Consider the following 16,688-nt stretch of genomic DNA (forward strand, 5'->3'; position numbering starts at 1 on the left):
AACTGGACATGACGCTCGCCGCGCAAACCCGCCGGGCCGATGGCATCCTGTTCGACAAGGATGGCACGCTGTTTGATTTTCACGCCACCTGGAGTGTCTGGGCCCATGGCGTCATAAGCGATCTTGGCCAGAATGACACGGCGCTGATGCAACGGATCGCCGATGCCGCGGATTACGATCTTGCGCAGCGCCGGTTTCGTCCGACCAGCCCGATTATCGCGTGCACCAACCGCGAGGCGGCGGAATGTCTTGCACGGGCCTTGCCCCTGCGCGCGGTGGAAGAGATCGAAACTTACCTGACGCGGACGGCGGCCCTTGCATCGCTCGCGCCGGCGGTGCCGCTCGCGCCCTATCTTGAAGGGCTGGCGCTTGCGGGGCTGCGGCTTGGCGTGATGACGAATGACACCGAACAAGGCGCACGCGCGCATCTTGACGCCGCGGGGGTCGCCGAGCATTTCCATTTCATTGCCGGATTTGATTCCGGCCATGGCGCCAAACCCTCGCCCGCGCCGCTTTTGGCCTTTGCAAGTGCGATGGCGCTTGATCCGGCGCGCATCGTCATGGTGGGCGACAGCGCGCATGATCTGATCGCCGGGCGCGCGGCCGGGATGCAGACCATTGGCGTGCTGACCGGCCCCGCGCAAGAGGCCGACCTTGCACCGCTGGCTGATGCGGTTCTGCCCGATATCGGACATATCCCCGGCTGGCTTGGGGCATGACGCGCCATCCGCTGTTCGGTCTGGCGCTGGCCGGTATTGGCGCGCTGACCCTGACGCCGGATGCCTTGTTCATGCGGCTCTCGGGCATGGGCGGCTATCAGATGGTCGCCTGGCGCGGTCTTTTGATGGGCGCGGTCATGCTTGTGCTTTGGGCTTTGACAAGCAAGGCGCGGCGGCGTGATCTTGCGGTTCTGGCCAGCGGCTATGGCATCCTGATCCTCCTGTGCCAGTATTTCAATGCGACGCTGTTCAGTCTCGGGATCGCCCATGCGCCGGTTTCGATCGTGCTGTTTGCGGTGGCGACGGTGCCGGTCTTTGCCGCCGTTTTTGCCCGGCTGATCCTGAATCAACCGACGCGCCCGGCGACATGGGTCACGATCGCGGCGGTGATGGCGGGCATCGCACTGGCGGTGTTTGGCGGGGATCACGCCGAGGTGGGCCTTGATCGCGCGGCGCTTCTGGGGGCGCTTGCGGGGCTGGGCGTGGCGATGGTCCTGGCCCTGAACTTTGTCATTCTGCGCGCTCAGCCACAGATACCGATCCTTCTGGTGATCGGTCTTGGGGCGCTGATGGCGGGGGCGACCGGGGCGGTCATCACCGGCGGTTCTGCGATGCTTCTGGGACAGGTCTGGGCGATTGCGGTCTGCGGGCTGGTGATCCTGCCGATCTCGTTTTTCTCCCTCTCGCTGGCCTCGCGGTATACTCATGCCTCGAATGTCAGCCTTTTGTTGTTGCTTGAAACCGTTCTCGGGCCGCTCTGGGTCTGGATCGGGATCGGCGAGGCGCCGACGGCCTTGATGCTTGTCGGAGGCACGGTGGTGGTCGTGAGTCTGGCGATTTACCTCTGGTTCACCGGGGTGCGGGTGACAAAGCGCGCGGCGCAGGTGCAAACGTGATTTCGGAAAATCAAAAACGACAAGATAGGTCGCAAAGCGGCATGTAACCTTCCCAAGGGCGGTGTTTCGTCAAATCAGACGGGCACCGGGAGGGAATGACATGGCCGGAGATCTCAAACGCAGAACACGCAGCGGCGGGCGCGCGGGCAGTGTGGCCCGGCGGGGCAGCGCGGGGATCGAGCAAATGCCATGGAACCCGCCGATCAATATCGACCGCCCGACAGAGCCGCTTGACGAGGCGGGCGTGCTGGCCATCCATGACGGCGCGATGCGGATTCTCGAAGAAATCGGCATCACGTTTCTCAACCCCGAAGCGGTCGAGATTCTGCGTGCCTCGGGCGGCTGTACCATTGAGGGTGAAAATGTCCGCATGGGCCGCGATTTTGTGATGGAAATGATCGCAAAAGCCCCCGAGCAATGGACGATCACCCCACGTAATCCCGACCATGCCCTGACGATTGGCGGACGGCATCTGAATTTCGGCAATGTGTCGTCACCGCCCAGCTATTGGGACATGAAGATCGGCCGCAAGGTGACGGGCACCCGCGAGATGTGCCAGCACCTTCTGATGCTGAGCCAGTATTTCAACTGTGTGCATTTCGTCGGCGGTTATCCGGTCGAGCCGCAGGACATCCACGCCAGCGTCCGTCATCTTGACGTGCTCTATGACAAGCTGACGCTGACCGACAAGGTGGCGCATGCCTATTGCCTTGGCAAGGAGCGGGTCGAGGATGTGATGGAAATGGTGCGCATCGCGGGCGGTCTCAGCCACGAGGAATTCGAGGCGACCCCGCATATGTATACCAACATCAACTCGACCTCGCCGCTCAAGCACGATTACCCGATGCTGGATGGCTGGATACGGTTGGCGCGGCGCAATCAGGGGCTTGTGGTGACGCCCTTTACGCTTGCCGGTGCCATGGCCCCGGTCACCATGGCGGGCGCGGTCGCCCAATCGCTGGCCGAGGCGCTCTGCGCCGTGGTGCTGGCCCAGCTTGTCCGCCCCGGCGCGTGCTGTGCGATCGGCACGTTCACCAGCAACGTCGATATGAAATCGGGTGCGCCCGCCTTTGGAACGCCGGAATACATGCGCGCAACGCAGATGACCGGACAGATGGCGCGGTTCTACAAACTGCCGATGCGCGCGAGCGGTGTCTGCGCCGCCAATGTGCCCGACGGTCAATCGGTTTGGGAGACCTCGAACAGCCTGTGGTCGGCGGTGCAGTCCGGTGCGAACATGGTCTATCACGCGGCTGGCTGGCTCGAGGGCGGATTGATCGCAAGCCCCGAGAAATTCGTTATGGATTGCGAGATCTTGCAGCATATACAGCGCTATATGAACCCGATGCTGACCGCGACCACGCCGGATGACATTGCGATTGATGCAATCCGGGAGGTTGGCGATCAGGGGCACTTCTTTGGCATTCAGCACACTCAGGACCGGTACACGACGGCGTTTTATCAACCGTTCCTGAGCGATTGGCGCAACTATGAGGCCTGGGAGGCCGCAGGTGGCGTCTGGACGCCCGAGCGCGCACATCAGATCTATCTGGATATCATCGCGAACTTCGAGGCCCCACCGATGGAGGACAGCATCCGCGAGGAATTGGCGGCCTTCGTGGAACGGCGCAAGACCGAGGGCGGCGCACCGACGGATTTCTGACGGCGCGCGCCTTTGCCACTCAACGGTCGCGTTCGATCTATTGGGCCGCTGGCTTCAGGACTGCCGGCTCGGACTTTGCCGATGTCCGCTTGACCAGAGACTGCGGCTTTGCCGGTTTCTCAAAGGCCCCCGGTGCGGGCCAGAGCGATGGAATATCGGGAATGGCCGTCATGGCCCCGGCGGTGGAGGCAAGCGTCAGACCGAAAGCGGATGCAAGCAGGATTAGGCGTGTCATGATATTATCCTTTCCATGAGGCGGGCCTTTCTGAAAGGCCTGCGGTGATCCGATGGTATGGAGGATAGGCCTGTGCGGCAGTTGACGCATGGGCAACTTTACCCAAGGCGCGTGGATTATTTTTCGGGTAAGATGACTCCAGGGTACATATATTTTCCCTGAAAGGCTTTTTGATGAAACCCGTCAAGCTATCGCATGAAGAGCTGAGCAGCCTTATTGGCCTGATCTACGAATCGGCCTTCGAGGATCCGCAGTGGAAGCGCTTTCTGGATCGCATGGCCGAGCTTTTCCCCGGCAGTGGCGGCCTTGTCTTCGTGCATGAGAACGAACGGGTTTTCCCGACCTATTCACAAACCGAGGTCATATCAGAGAGGCTGATGCAAGAGGGGTGTGAAGTTGACTTCGTCAACATCTTCGACCGCAACCCGCTAAAAGACACCCTGAGGGCAATGAATGGCTTTATTGCGCGGTCGAAGAAATACATCGACAAGGAAAGCTATGTCTCGTCGAATTTCTACAAGACCCTGATGGTCCCCTACGGGTATCACGAACTCATGAACCTGAAGGTGGACAGGCAGGGCGACCGTGCCGCCTATATCAGTTTCACGGTGTCCAGCGATCCCGCTATCGAAGCGGCCACCCATGACCCGCTCTTTGAAACGCTGAAACTGCTGGCGCCGCATGCGGTGCGGGCGCTGCAAATGGCCCGCGCGCTCACCATGGCGCGCAACGCGCTGAGTGTGGTGGGCGGGTTTCTCGATACGATCATACTGCCGATGGTGGTGGTCACCGGCAAGGCCGAGTTCGTCTTTGCCAATGCCGCCGGGCGGCGCCTGCTGGCGCGCGCGACTGCCATGCGGCTGGCCAGGAATGGCCGGGTAGAAATGCGCGATGCGCAGGATGCCCGTGCTTTTGCCGACAAGCTGCGCGAGTTGGAGGAACATCCGGTGGCGGGGGGCCTGCGCATCGGGCATGAGGATGGGCCGCTCTCGCTCTGCCTCACGCCGTTTCGGCCCGCGCTGAGCGATATCAGCCCGCTTGACCGGGATCTGTTGCAGGAAGAACGGCTTTTTGCCGTCTTCGTCGGTCAGCGGAACGGTGATGCGATCAACACCGCAATCTTGCAGGATGTCTATGGGCTGACCGCCCGCGAGGCCGAGGTCTGTGGCGCGCTGTTGGCGGGGCAGAGCCCGGTGCAGATCGCCGAAGATGCCGGCCGGTCGCTCAAGACCGTGCGCAACCAGATACAGGCGGTTCATGACAAGGTCGGCGTGACCTCGCAGGCGGACCTGAGCGACGCGCTGTCGGTGTTTCGCACCGTGGGCGCGGTGTTTGCCGAAGAGGGGCGGGGGCCGCTCGTGTCGCCGCGCCACTGACGTGGTTTCTGCATCACGCCTGGTGGCGGCGTTCATGCAAGGCCTGAGTGACGATCTGAAAGGCGGATGACAGGAACAACCCTGCCATGACCGCTGCCACGATCACATCGGGCCAGCCCGTCGCCGTGCCCCAGACCGCAAGCGCCGCGATGATCACCGCCACATTGCCGATTGCGTCATTGCGCGAACAGAGCCAGACCGAGCGCACATTCGCATCCCCGTCCTTGTAGCGCACAAGCAAAAGGACACTGGCAACATTGGTGGCCAGTGCCAGAAAGCCCACGCTGCCCATGATCGAGGCCTCGGGCAGGCCGAGGTAAAACACCCGGTAGAGGGTTGCGCCGAAGACCCATGTGCCCATCAGGGCCAAGCTCAGGCCCTTGGCCAGTGCCGCAGTGCTGCGGATATTGGCGGATTTGCCGATCACCGCGAGCGAGATGCCATAGGTCAGGGCATCCCCCAGAAAATCAAGCGCGTCGGCCTGAAGGGCCTGGGACTGTGCCAGGTGCCCGGCCCCCATCTCGACAAGGAACATCGCGGCGTTCATGAAAATCACGACCCACAGCCGCCGTTTGTAATCGGTGGACATGCCTTCAAAATTGGCGTTGTGATCACAGCATCCCGACATTTGCCCTCACTTTCAGGTCAAGCAATATCATGCCGCTTTCGGGTTGCACAGATGGGCCTTTCCTAGGCCGGTTCATGCCGCGCGGCTTTGCCATCCAGCCACTTGCGGCACGCCCGGTCAACCCCGGCATGAAGCAAGAGTGTCAGCACCGCCAGCACGATCAGCGCTGCGAACATCAGGTCGATCTTGGCGCGCCCATTGGCCAGAAGCATCAGGTAGCCCAACCCCTTCGAGGCCCCGACCCATTCGCCGATGATCGCCCCGATCGGGGCATAGACCGCCGCAAGCCGCAAACCCGAGGCAAAACCGGGTAGGGCGGCGGGCACCCGGATATGCCACATAAGCCGATGCCGGTTTGCCCCCATGATCCGCCCTAGATCAAGCCAATGCTGCGGTGTGCGCATCAGGGCGTCGAAAAACGCCGAGGTGACCGGGAAATAGATGATCAAAAGCGCCATCGCCACCTTGGACCAGAGGCCATAGCCCAGCCACAGTGTCAGGATCGGCGCCAGGGCAAAGACCGGAATCGACTGGCTGAAGACCATCATCGGGCGGATCAGGCGGCGCGCCATCGGCGAAGCGGCAAGGCCAATCGCCGAAAACCCGCCAAGCATCGCGCCTAAAGCAAGACCAAGCAGGACTTCGGCCCCGGTGATGCTGGCATGATGCGCAATCAGCGCGCGGCTTTTCCACAGGGTCTCGAACACCCGGACCGGATCCGGCAGGATGAAGGGGGGCAGGTCGGCCAGCGTCACCAGACCCTGCCAGAGGACAAGCGCCAGAACGGTCGAGGCGGCGATGGTGAAAGCACGCGTCATCATGTGGTGCGAAAGCCCGTGGTGGCGGCATCAAAGAACGCCCGCTCCAGACGGGTGGCGGTGATGAAGGTTTCTTCCACCGCGCGCCTGTCCTCGGGGTCAAGGCCATCCCACGCTTTGTCGAGTTGATCGCGCAGATAGGCCACCACGCCTTCAAAGCCTGCGCCGCTATGCAAGGTGATCCATTCCCCGAACCAGAACGGCAGGGCCTCTGCCTTGTCGGCATGCGGGCTGGCCCAACTCAGATAGGACCACTCTGCCACGACCAGAACCGCAAGCATCTGTTCATAACGTCCGGACCCTGCGGCCTGTGCCATCAGGGCCTGAAACTCGCGGGTCAGCGGATGCGCGGGCGCGGCGGGATCGACCTGTCCGCCAAGGGCCGGGATGGCGCGCAGGAAATAGGTGTTCTCGGGCCCCGAGATCAGGCCAAGAAACTGTGCCGCCGGGATCGCATCGGCAAGGCTTGGCGCATGTGCAATCGCCGAGGCCAGAAGCCGCACGAAGCCCTCGATGAACAGGTAATCCTGTTTGAGATAGGCCAGCATCCTGTCCTGCGAGAGGGTGCCCGCAACCAGATCATTGGTAAAGGCATGGGTCGTGGCCGCGTTCCAGTCGGAGTGGCACAACGATTTCAGGTGATCGGTGGGGCGCATGGCGGGGGTCTCTTTCATGGGATGGCCGGCGCACGCAACAGCGCCAGAAGACGGCCTTGGGCGGCCAGGGTTTTACTGTCGTCCACCGGGCGGGGCGGCACGCCATGGGGTGGGGGGAATTCTGCCAGTCCGGTTTCGGACAGGATATTGATAGCGTCGCCAAGGCGCGCGGCCTCTGCCGGATCATGGGTGACCATCAATACGGTGCGCCCCGCCAGATGCTCGGCGCTCAGGTCCTGCATCTGGGCGCGGGTGCGGGCATCGAGCGCCGAAAACGGCTCGTCCAGCAATACGATCGGGCGATCTTCCATCAAGGTGCGTGCCAATGCCACCCGCTGGCGTTGGCCGCCCGAAAGGGCATCCGGCGTCTTGCCGGCGTGATCGGTAAGCCCGACGCGTTCGAGCATCGCAAACGCCCGCTCGCGATCAACCGGCGTGCCGCGCAGGCGCGCCCCCAGCGTGACATTGCCCAGAACATCCAGCCAGGGCATCAACAGATCACCCTGCGCCATCAGCGCCATCCGCCCCGGCAAGGGCAGGCCGTCCGAGGCAGAGATCGTGCCGGTGAAATCACTCACATCGTCGACCCCCGCCAAAAGCCGCAAAAGCGTGGTCTTGCCAACGCCCGAAGGGCCGAGCAAACACGTCCAGCGTCCGGCGGGAATACGCAGGCGCAACGGGCCGAAAATCGGCGTGCCGTCAATCCGGGCGCTACCGTCTATCACAAGCTCGGGCGGTGTCGGGTGCATTGGCGGCCTTCCTCGGTTTGGCTCATGGCAAAGGGGAAGGGCGCCGGTGCGTGGCGCAATCTCCGTTCCCTCCGCCGGTGCGAGCCGGATCAGGTTCGGTGGGTTGGCATCCCTGCCTCTCAGCCCGAAACGGGCACCCCAACGGATATGGAAGATGTAGCAACGCCCTCTTGTCATGGCAAGCCTTGGCGGGACTCTGCGAAAAAACCGGCTGAACGACAGGCCTTCAAGGCTTGTTAACCCGGGCATGGCACAGTCACAGGACAGGAGTGGAGAATGCGATGCACGGGTTGGTTAACCGCGCCATAGAACGGTTTGTTCGCGATACTTATGGGCGTGATGTCTGGATTGAAACGATGGGACGGCTTGATCTCGGGTATACGGAGTTCGAGGCGATGATGATGTATGAGCCGCAGGTTACCAAACAACTGCTTGCGGCTGTTGGTGAACGGTTGGCAAAAACGGTGCCGGAGCTGCTTGAGGATATCGGCACCTATATGATCTCGCATCCCGATAGCGATGCGCCGCGACGGCTTTTGCGCTTTGGCGGGGTGGATTTCGTGGATTTTCTGCATTCCCTGGATGATCTGCCTGAACGCACGCATCTCGCGGTGTCCGATCTTGACTTGCCCGCCCTTGAACTGCGCGATCTTGGCGATGGCAGTTACAGCCTGACGGTCGGGCGCTCCAAGGGGCATGACCTGCGGCTGGGCTATGTGGTGGTGGGCATCCTGCGGGCCATGGCGGATGATTACGGCGCATTGGTTTTTCTGGAACACAGGGGGGCCAACGCTGGGCAAGAGGTGATTCTCATCCGTCTTCTTGAACCGGCCTTTGCCAGCGGTCGCGCCTTTGAACTTGGGGTTGGGGGGCTTGCCGGATGACGGTTGAAAGCTATCCCTTCTACGGTTTTCTGGATCTGCTGTGCCCGATGCATGCCGTGTTGGATGCGACCGGCCATGTGGTGCATGCCGGACCTACATTGCACAAGGTGTTTCAAGGTAAGCCCCTGATTGGATGCCGGTTTCTCGAGTTGATAGAATTACGCCGCCCGCATGTTGTGGATACGATGAAGGGCCTGCGCGGTTGTCATGGGCTACGTTTGCATCTGCGGTTGCGTGAGGGCCTGCGCACCGGGATGAAGGGGGTTTTGATTGCCCTCCCTGCGGATGGTGCGGCACCTGGCCCCTCGGGCGGTGCGATCATGAACCTGTCCTTCGGCATTTCCGTGGTCGATGCCGTGCGCGATTTTGGCCTGAATGCCGGCGATTTCCCGGCCACCGATCTGACCATCGAGATGCTCTATCTGATTGAGGCGAAATCCGCCGCGATGGAAGCCTCGCGCAAACTCAACCTGCGGCTTCAGGGCGCGCGCATTGCCGCCGAGGAACAAGCCTATACCGATACGCTGACCGGCCTCAAGAATCGTCGCGCGATGGATCATGTGCTTGATCGGTTGATGCAGAGCGAACAGGATTTTGCGCTGATGCATCTGGACCTGGATTTTTTCAAACAGGTGAATGACACCATGGGCCATGCGGCCGGTGATCAGGTCTTGCAGGATGTGGCGCGGCGTATTCTGACGGAAACCCGTGCCGACGATCTTGCCGCACGTACCGGAGGGGACGAGTTCGTGCTTATCTTCGCAGGGCTGACGTCGCGTGAACGGCTGGGCGAGATTGCAACCCGGTTGATCGCGCGGCTGGAAGAACCGGTCATGTATAACGGCGAGGAATGCCGCATTTCAGGCAGCATCGGGGCCACACTTAGCTGTGCCTATGACAGGCCTGATCCAGAGTGCATGATGGCCGATTCAGATCTTGCGCTTTATGCCGCCAAGGCCCGTGGGCGCGCGTGTCATGTGATCTACGATCCTGACCTGCGCGAGGACGCCCCGCTGCGAGGCGTCGTCTGAGATCGGCGAGGGGGCGCTAAAACCGGGCGGGGTCATAGGGCGACAGGTCGATATTGGGCTGCTCGCCCATGGCGAGCCCCGCAGCCAGTCGCCCGGTTTTCGGACCCATCATGAATCCCCAGTGGCTATGGCCAAAAGCGGCGATCAGGCCGGGTTGTCCGGGAACGGGCCCGATGGCCGGAAGGCTGTCGGGAAAAGACGGGCGCAGGCCCGACCATGTTTCATATCGCGCCCCGGAAAGATCGGGGCAAAGTGCGCGGGCCACCTTTGCGAGTGCCTGTGCCCGCGCCGGGTTCGGATCGGTTTCAAGCCCGCCGAACTCGGCGGTGCCGGCGGCCCGCAAGGCCCCGTCCATACTGCTGGCCACAAATTTCTTATCGGTGTCCATGACGGAATTGAAAAGAGTGACAGGCGCCTCGGGAAAGGCAAGGTGATAGCCGCGTTCGGCCTCAAGCGGCAGATCGATACCAAGCGGCGCCAAAAGCCGCGCCGACCAGGCCCCGGCGGCCAGCACAACGTTGGTGGCGCGGACCGGTCCGCTGTCAGTGCTGATCTGCCAATCCTGGTCGGTGCGCAAAAGCCCGGTGACCTTGGCCTGTATCACCTCGCCACCCATCCCGCGAAGCTTGTCCGCCAGAACGCCGCAGACCCGCCCGGGCGAGAGCGTGCGCGCTTGTCCTCTGATCAGCAGTGCCGATTTGAATGCTGGCGACAGGGCCGGTTCAAGATCACGCAAAGCAGTGGCGTCAATCGCCTCAAGATCTGCGCCGTATTGGCGGCGCAGCTGGTTGGTAAAGCTGTCAAGCTGCGCGGGTGCCGCGCTCCGGCTGGCCATCACATAATAGCTGTCCTGAATAAGGTGTTCCTGACCGGTTCCCGATAAAAGCTGGCGATAAAGCGTGATGTTGTCATGATTAAGCGCGTGCATCGCCCCAGCGGTGGCGCGTACGCGATCACGCTGACCCGCGCGCAGAAACCTGATGGCCCAGGGCAGGAACCGTGGCATGTAGCGCGGGCGCAGATGCACCGGCCCCAACGGGTCAAGCAGCCAGCGGGGGATGTCGCGCCACAGCCCCGGAAGCGATTGTGGCACCACGGAAAATGGCGAGATCACCCCGGCGTTGCCCATCGACGCCCCCTGGCCGGGGGCATCACGATCAATCAGGCGCACCGGCACACCGCGCTCGGCGAGGGCAATCGCCGTGCATATCCCGACGATGCCTCCGCCGATCACGACGATGGGTGGGGGCGTGCTCATACGTTCTGCGCCGGAACCGCCGCTGTACGGCTTGCAATGATCTGCATCGCGATGGCGGGGGCCATGACGATGAGCGCGGCGACGTCGCTGCCAAGGCTCGGGGCAACCAAAAGCACGCCTCCGGCCACAAAGCTCAGCCGCCAGAGCCCGCGCAGCGGCGCCATCAGAAAGCCCGCCACCGCGGCGCCGATGCAGAAGATCCCGAACCCGCAGGTGATCGACACCTGAAGGAATGACCCAAGCGTGAAATATTCCGGCAGAACGATCAGAATGGTTGGCGCATAGACAAAGACCATCGGCACCATCAATTTTCCCAGACCAAGCGTAAAGGCGGTCATCCCGGTGCGGAACGGGTTGGCATTGGCAATCCCCGCCGCCGCATAGGCCGAGGCACAGACCGGGGGCGTGATCTCGGATATGACGCCGTAATAAAGCACGAACATATGGGTTGCGAGCGGTGGCACGCCAAGCTGGCTAAGCGCCGGTGTGGCAACCGCGACCAGCATGATATAAAGCGCCGTCGTCGGAAGACCGTCCCCCATCAGGATACAGGCCATCGCGATCAACACCAGCGAGATGAACTGTTGCAGCGACGGCTGGCTGAACGCCTCGATCGGCATCCAGTCAAACAGCGGCGCAATCATCATCGACAGGTCAGAGGCGCCGTTGGTCACCATAAAGCCCATACGAAAGCCGACACCGGTGGTGTTGATCACCCCGACCACGATCCCCACAGCCGCCGAGGCCGCGCCCACCGCAAGCGCATATTGCACGCCAACGTGAAAGCTATCGAGAAGGTCGCGGAAATCCTGGCGTTTGTTGCGGTGAAGTGAGCCGATCAGCGTCAGCGCGCCAAGCACCCCAGCAATCGTTGGCGAAAAACCGGCGCCGCTGATCGGCGAGGCCTTCCAGAAGATGAAGCCCAGCAGAGCCAGGGGAATGATCAAGGTTGCGGGTTTGTCGATCCCGCAGAAGCCGACAATGATACAGAGCATCAAGCCCATGAAGGCCGCCATATTCGGGGAATAGCCGGAAAACAGCACCATCAAGAGTGCGACCAGCGGCACGATTGTGACCCAGCCTTCGCGCCAGACCGCCAGAAAGCGGGGCAGGTCTTCTTTGGCATAGGCATGAAGGCCAAGCCGGCGGGCGGTGAAATGTACGATCGAAATCACGCCGATGTAATGCATCAAGGCCGGTACGATGGCGGCGATCACGATGGTGGTATAGGGCACCTCAAGATACTCGGCCATAAGAAAGCTGGCCGCGCCCATGATCGGCGGGGTGATCTGGCCACCGGCCGAAGAGGCGGCCTCGACCCCGGCGGCGAAGTGGCCGGGATAGCCCATCTTCTTCATGTTGGGGATGGTCAGCGAGCCGGTCGAGACCGTATTGGCAATCGACGAGCCGGAAATCGTGCCAAAGAAGGCAGAGGACACGACCGACACCTTGGCCGGCCCGCCGGTATAGCGCCCGGCCAGCATCATCGCATTGTCGATGAAGAACTGGCCAAGGCCCATGCGCTGGGCGACGACGCCGAACAGCACGAAGTGAAACACCACCGTCGAGACCACCCAGAGGGTGATGCCAAAGATGCCCTCGGAGGGGAAATACATGTTGTTGACGAATTGCCGCCAGTCGACGCCCGGATGGCGCAGGATCTGGGCGGGCATTTGCGGGCCGAACAGTGCGTAGATTATGAACACCATGATGATCAGCGGCAGCACGAATCCGATCGTGCGGCGGGCGATTTCCAGCGTCGAGATCACGAGGATCGTACCAAGCACCACGTCGGCCGTGGTCGGGTTGCCCTGACGCAGGGTCTGTTCGGGGATATCGAGGCCAAAGCCGGTAAAGCCCCGCCAGCTTACCCAAAGAAACAGGGCGGCCATCACACTCAGGATGAGCAGCGCCCAGTCGTAAATCGGCACATTGCCCGGCGCCATCGTGCCCGGGCCCTTGTAACGCAGGCTGTTTGCTGTGCGGATCAGCGGGAAGCTTATGAAAATAAAGAAATAAAGCCCCGCCAGGTGAATGCCCATATGCACATGATCGACCGGCGTGCCAAAGCCTGCGGTCCAGATGTGGTAAAGTGCGAATATGATCGTCGCCCAATAGGTGATCTTTTTGAGCAAAGGCCCGTTATCGCGCGTATTGAGTGCGGAATCGTACTTTTTCTCAAGCTCTTCCAGAGCTTTGGCATCCAGCGCGTGCTCGCTGCTCATGGCGAAACTCTCCTGTCGGGGGCAATAGGGGGCAAAAAAACGAGGGCAGGCGCGATAGGGCCTGCCCCCGATAGGCGCGCCGGTTTACTTCAGCATGCCAATTTCGCGATAGTATTTTTCAGCGCCGGGATGCAGCGGCACGCCGATCCCCTCGACACCGTCAAGCGCAGTTTCGACGGTGATGGCCTTGCCCTTGGGGTGACCGTTGTCCAAAAGCTTGCGCGCGGTCGATGACCAAAGCGCCTTGGTGATCTCATAGACCAACTCTTCGGGCTGGTTGGCGTTGGTGATCAGCATCCCCGACACGGCCAGCGTATCAACGTCATAATCGACCCCCGGATAGGTGCCCGCCGGGATCAGCGACTTGATGTAATAGGGCACGGCGGTGTTGCCGGTGACCAGCTCTTCATCGCTCCAGTCATAAAGCTCCATGCCCTTGGTATTGTCGAGCTGGATCATAGCGGCAACCGGCGTGCCCGCAGCGTAGAAATAGGCGTCAAGCTGGCCGTCGGCCAGACGCTCGGCGCTTTGGGTATTGTTAAGCTCTGCCTCTTCGATGTCATCGCGGGTGATGCCATGCGCCGCAAGGATCAACTCGACCGCGATCTGCGTGCCAGAGCCCGCCTGTGCGATGCCGACGCGCTTGCCCTTGAGATCGGCCAGGCCGTTAAGCTTGGCGCCCTTGGGCAGCACAAGATGCAAATCCTCGGGGAAGAGGTTGGCGATCACACGCACGTCGGGCTTTTGGTTGCCCTCGAATACGCCAATACCCTTGTAGGCAAAGTGCAGCGTCGCCGCACCGGTAAGACCGGCCTCCATCTGTCCCGCCTGCACGGCATTCACGTTATGCGCCGAGGCATTGGTCGACTGCGCCATCGCCACAAGACCCGGCACGCCACAATTGCCGCCCTCGTCACAGGCCCGCGAACCGGGAGGGTTCGAGATCGCGTTGGCGATAATCCCGCCAATCGGGAAATAGGTGCCGCCCGCGCCACCGGTGCCGATGCGGAAAAACGTCATGTCCTGCGCCATCGCCGGTCCGGCCAAAAGCGCGCCCGCCATGAGCGCTGCCGAAAATCTTCTCATGAATGTCATTCTTGTTTTCTCCACTGTTGGTTTTGTTGCGGGCGGAACGTGAGTTGGCCCATCGGCAAATAGAATGGGCGTGGGGCCGCGCCCCCCGGTGACTCGCATCGTGGCGCAGAAAAAACATAAATACAAATCGCAAATTTTTGGATTAATATAATTATATATTATACGGGGGCGACGATGGATCTGCTGCAACTTACGGTGTTTCGCGAGGTGATGCTTGCCGGGTCGGTCAGCCAGGCCGCGCGCAATCTGCACCGTAGCCAACCGGCCATCTCAAGCACCATTGCCCGGCTTGAAACCGAGCTTGGATTCTGTCTTTTCGAACGCAAGGGCAAGCGCCTTTCTCCGGTGCCCGAGGCGCATTACCTTTTGGCCGAGGCGACTGAAATCCTTGACCGGATGACCTCGACACAGCGCAACATGCAAAACCTGCGCAACCTTGAAAGCGGCAGCCTGCGGATCGTGGCGATGCCTGGGCCTTCGGTGTTTCTGTTGCCGTGGATGATAAGCCGCATCACCGCGGCGCATGCCGGGATCAAGGCGACCGTCCTCACGCGCAGTTCACCGCAGGTGCATCAACTCATGTCGACCCAAAGCTATGATCTGGGAATTGCCGATCTTGGTGTCGAATTCGGGGTGAACACCCAGTTGGTGCGCTCTGAACCCTTCATGAGCGATTGCATCTGCGCGGTTCCGGCGGATGATCCTCTGGCGCAGAAACCGGTGCTTGGACCCGACGATCTTGACGGCATGCCGCTTGGGGCGCTGCACGCGGATCACCACAGCCATAAAGAGCTTCGAAAGGCCTTTTCAGCGGCCGGGCGGCATCTGGATGTCCGGTTCGAGACGCAATATTACCTGCCGCTTCTGACCTTTGTCGAGGATGGGCTTGCCTGTGCGATCATCGACACGCTCAGCGCGGAAAGTTACCTGCATTATCGCGGCGACGATCAAAAGCGGGTGGTATTCCGCCCCTTCCGCCCCGGTATCACGCTGGCCTTTGCAACGCTCACGCCCGCGCATCGCCCGCCTTCGAAACTGGCCGAGTCCTTCATGGCGCTCTGGCATGAAGAGGTGCGGCGGATCAATCAATACTGGGCGGCAATTTAGGCGGCGACTGTCAGGGCGCGTTGGTTACGCTTTCGAGATAGGCCCAGACATCGCGCGCCTTCGCCGTATCGCGCAGCTTATAAGCCATCTTGCCGCGCGCCGTGTCATCGCCAAGATAGGCGCGCAGAAAACTGGTCGCGTCTTTCACGTAGACGACGAAATCCTCTTCGTTCCAACGAAGCCCGTTCCGACCGGCGGCGACCATCGACGTTGAATACGGAAAATTCGGCACGCTGCCTGCATGCCGGCCAACCACGCCGTAAAGGTTCGGCCCGGTGCGCCCGCCGCGCAGGATAACGGTTTCTGTCTCATCAATCACCGAATGACAGGCGCGGCAATCCTTGAACAGAACCTTGCCACGCACGATATCACCGGCGAAAGCGGGCAGCGCAATCAGTGCTAAAGCCACCGTGGATATGTTCATTGTAAGGTTGAGTGGCATGGCGTCACTTCGCGTCTTCATGTTCTTCCATTAAGGCGCCGAGGCAGGCTCAGAGTCAATGGATACAAGCGCCTGTTCACGCTCTTGTCAGGCAGTGGCACAGGCAATCGTGAATTGTTTCCAAAGGCTTGCCAAAGCCGCCGCAAGTTGTCGGGCGAGGGTCGCGAAAGCGTGCCGACCCCTCTCAGGCCGCTGGAATAGACCAAAAGATCGCCTTGCGCATACTGGCATCCCTGCAAAACGCCTATTATATGTCGGGCGAGTGGCGCGCCCCGTTCGTGTCACTGTTCTATGACATGGATACGCAACGTCTGACATTCGAGGCTTGTATGAACAAGAAACTGGTGTGCGCGCGCGGTCTTGCGCGGATAGCGCCCGCGTCCCGCGCATGATGGTGCTTATCCCGGCATGGGTGGGCGGCGATCTTGTGCCCGTCGAAAAGCTTGAGGTGCATCAGCGCGGATTGCGTCACAAGGCGGTCTCGGTCTTTGTGATGGCGGGCGATGATCTTTTGATCCAGCGTCGCGCTCTTGGGAAATATCACACGCCGGGTCTCTGGGCGAATACCTGTTGCACGCATCCCAATTGGAACGAAGATGCCGGGGCCTGTGCGCATCGGCGCCTGGCCGAAGAGCTTGGCATCACGGGGCTGAGCCTGAGCCATCGCGACCGGGTGGAATACCGTGCCGATGTGGGGGCTGGCCTTGTCGAGCATGAGGTGGTGGATATCTTCATGGCGCGGGTTCCCACGCGCATCCCGCTTGCCCCGAACCCCGAAGAGGTAATGGATACCCGCTGGGTCAGTCTGGACACGCTTCGTGCCGGGTTGCAGAGGCAGCCCTCTGATTACACGCCCTGGCTTCGGATCTACATGCAGGAGCATGCGGCGCAGATCTTTGCCTGAGG

17 protein-coding genes and 1 riboswitch are annotated in these 16,688 nt (G+C 61.4%); of the genes, 8 read left to right on the plus strand and 9 right to left on the minus strand.

Translation table 11 applies throughout. The features are described 5' to 3' along the window. Positions 1–8: 8 nt before the first annotated feature. The 3 genes from QZ522_RS01240 (at position 9) to QZ522_RS01250 (ending at position 3,278) form a co-directional block, all read left to right on the plus strand. Positions 9–719, plus strand: a complete 711-nt coding sequence (locus QZ522_RS01240) for an HAD family hydrolase (RefSeq protein ID WP_294606711.1) — start codon at positions 9–11, stop codon at positions 717–719. Next, on the plus strand, positions 716–1,615 hold the full coding sequence (locus QZ522_RS01245) for a DMT family transporter (RefSeq protein WP_294606622.1): 900 nt from the start codon (positions 716–718) through the stop codon (positions 1,613–1,615). Before QZ522_RS01240 ends, QZ522_RS01245 begins: the two co-directional genes overlap by 4 nt. A 100-nt stretch (positions 1,616–1,715) precedes the next feature. Then, positions 1,716–3,278: a trimethylamine methyltransferase family protein gene (locus tag QZ522_RS01250; protein WP_294606624.1), complete on the plus strand. Its 1,563-nt coding sequence runs from the start codon at positions 1,716–1,718 to the stop codon at positions 3,276–3,278. A gap of 37 nt (positions 3,279–3,315) precedes the next feature. Here QZ522_RS01250 and QZ522_RS01255 read toward each other — a convergent pair whose 3' ends face one another. Next, a complete protein-coding gene (locus QZ522_RS01255; protein ID WP_294606626.1) occupies positions 3,316–3,513 on the minus strand; it encodes a hypothetical protein in 198 nt (65 codons plus the stop codon). A 173-nt stretch (positions 3,514–3,686) separates the two neighbouring features. On the opposite strand from QZ522_RS01255, the gene QZ522_RS01260 reads away from it, so the two are divergent. Further along, entirely contained in the window at positions 3,687–4,889 is a 1,203-nt protein-coding gene (locus QZ522_RS01260) for a helix-turn-helix transcriptional regulator (RefSeq protein WP_294606628.1), read from the plus strand. A gap of 13 nt (positions 4,890–4,902) precedes the next feature. Here the strand turns inward: QZ522_RS01260 and QZ522_RS01265 are convergent, their stop codons facing one another. The 4 genes from QZ522_RS01265 to QZ522_RS01280 form a co-directional block, all read right to left on the minus strand. Then, the gene (locus QZ522_RS01265; RefSeq protein WP_294606630.1) at positions 4,903–5,517 is read right to left on the minus strand and encodes a cation transporter; all 615 of its coding nucleotides are present in this window, start codon (positions 5,515–5,517) and stop codon (positions 4,903–4,905) included. A gap of 62 nt (positions 5,518–5,579) precedes the next feature. Next, positions 5,580–6,335 carry an ABC transporter permease gene (locus tag QZ522_RS01270; RefSeq protein ID WP_294606713.1) on the minus strand — a complete coding sequence of 252 codons (756 nt, stop codon included), beginning with the start codon at positions 6,333–6,335 and terminating at the stop codon, positions 5,580–5,582. Then, complete coding sequence (locus tag QZ522_RS01275; RefSeq protein WP_294606632.1) at positions 6,335–7,009, minus strand: TenA family protein; 675 nt, start codon at positions 7,007–7,009, stop codon at positions 6,335–6,337. The genes QZ522_RS01270 and QZ522_RS01275 overlap by 1 nt, the downstream gene beginning before the upstream one ends. Continuing rightward, positions 7,006–7,740 carry an ATP-binding cassette domain-containing protein gene (locus tag QZ522_RS01280; RefSeq protein WP_294606634.1) on the minus strand — a complete coding sequence of 245 codons (735 nt, stop codon included), beginning with the start codon at positions 7,738–7,740 and terminating at the stop codon, positions 7,006–7,008. The genes QZ522_RS01275 and QZ522_RS01280 overlap by 4 nt, the downstream gene beginning before the upstream one ends. Positions 7,741–7,789: 49 nt before the next feature. After that, positions 7,790–7,891: riboswitch (TPP riboswitch) on the minus strand. 130 nt (positions 7,892–8,021) lie between these two features. Here QZ522_RS01280 and QZ522_RS01285 point away from each other — a divergent pair. Together QZ522_RS01285 and QZ522_RS01290 are read left to right on the plus strand one after the other, a co-directional pair. Further along, on the plus strand, positions 8,022–8,624 hold the full coding sequence (locus QZ522_RS01285) for a heme NO-binding domain-containing protein (protein ID WP_294606636.1): 603 nt from the start codon (positions 8,022–8,024) through the stop codon (positions 8,622–8,624). Then, entirely contained in the window at positions 8,621–9,655 is a 1,035-nt protein-coding gene (locus QZ522_RS01290) for a diguanylate cyclase (protein ID WP_294606638.1), read from the plus strand. The genes QZ522_RS01285 and QZ522_RS01290 overlap by 4 nt, the downstream gene beginning before the upstream one ends. Positions 9,656–9,671: 16 nt before the next feature. Here the strand turns inward: QZ522_RS01290 and QZ522_RS01295 are convergent, their stop codons facing one another. The 3 genes from QZ522_RS01295 to QZ522_RS01305 all read right to left on the minus strand — a co-directional run bounded on the left by QZ522_RS01295 (position 9,672) and on the right by QZ522_RS01305 (position 14,224). Beyond that, positions 9,672–10,913 carry an FAD-dependent oxidoreductase gene (locus QZ522_RS01295; protein ID WP_294606640.1) on the minus strand — a complete coding sequence of 414 codons (1,242 nt, stop codon included), beginning with the start codon at positions 10,911–10,913 and terminating at the stop codon, positions 9,672–9,674. Continuing rightward, positions 10,910–13,138, minus strand: coding sequence for a TRAP transporter fused permease subunit (locus QZ522_RS01300; protein WP_294606642.1), 2,229 nt, complete (start codon positions 13,136–13,138; stop codon positions 10,910–10,912). The genes QZ522_RS01295 and QZ522_RS01300 overlap by 4 nt, the downstream gene beginning before the upstream one ends. An 84-nt stretch (positions 13,139–13,222) precedes the next feature. Continuing rightward, entirely contained in the window at positions 13,223–14,224 is a 1,002-nt protein-coding gene (locus QZ522_RS01305) for a TAXI family TRAP transporter solute-binding subunit (RefSeq protein ID WP_294606644.1), read from the minus strand. A 183-nt stretch (positions 14,225–14,407) separates the two neighbouring features. Here QZ522_RS01305 and QZ522_RS01310 point away from each other — a divergent pair, with 183 nt between their 5' ends. Continuing rightward, on the plus strand, positions 14,408–15,340 hold the full coding sequence (locus QZ522_RS01310; RefSeq protein WP_294606646.1) for a LysR family transcriptional regulator: 933 nt from the start codon (positions 14,408–14,410) through the stop codon (positions 15,338–15,340). Between the two features lie 10 nt (positions 15,341–15,350). On the opposite strand, the gene QZ522_RS01315 is transcribed toward QZ522_RS01310, so the two are convergent. Continuing rightward, complete coding sequence (locus tag QZ522_RS01315) at positions 15,351–15,803, minus strand: cytochrome C (protein WP_294606648.1); 453 nt, start codon at positions 15,801–15,803, stop codon at positions 15,351–15,353. A 367-nt stretch (positions 15,804–16,170) separates the two neighbouring features. On the opposite strand from QZ522_RS01315, the gene idi reads away from it, so the two are divergent. Continuing rightward, on the plus strand, positions 16,171–16,686 hold the full coding sequence (idi, locus tag QZ522_RS01320) for an isopentenyl-diphosphate Delta-isomerase (protein ID WP_294606650.1): 516 nt from the start codon (positions 16,171–16,173) through the stop codon (positions 16,684–16,686). Positions 16,687–16,688 lie beyond the last annotated feature (2 nt).

Source organism: uncultured Roseovarius sp., from assembly GCF_913054395.1.
GTDB lineage: Bacteria > Pseudomonadota > Alphaproteobacteria > Rhodobacterales > Rhodobacteraceae > Roseovarius.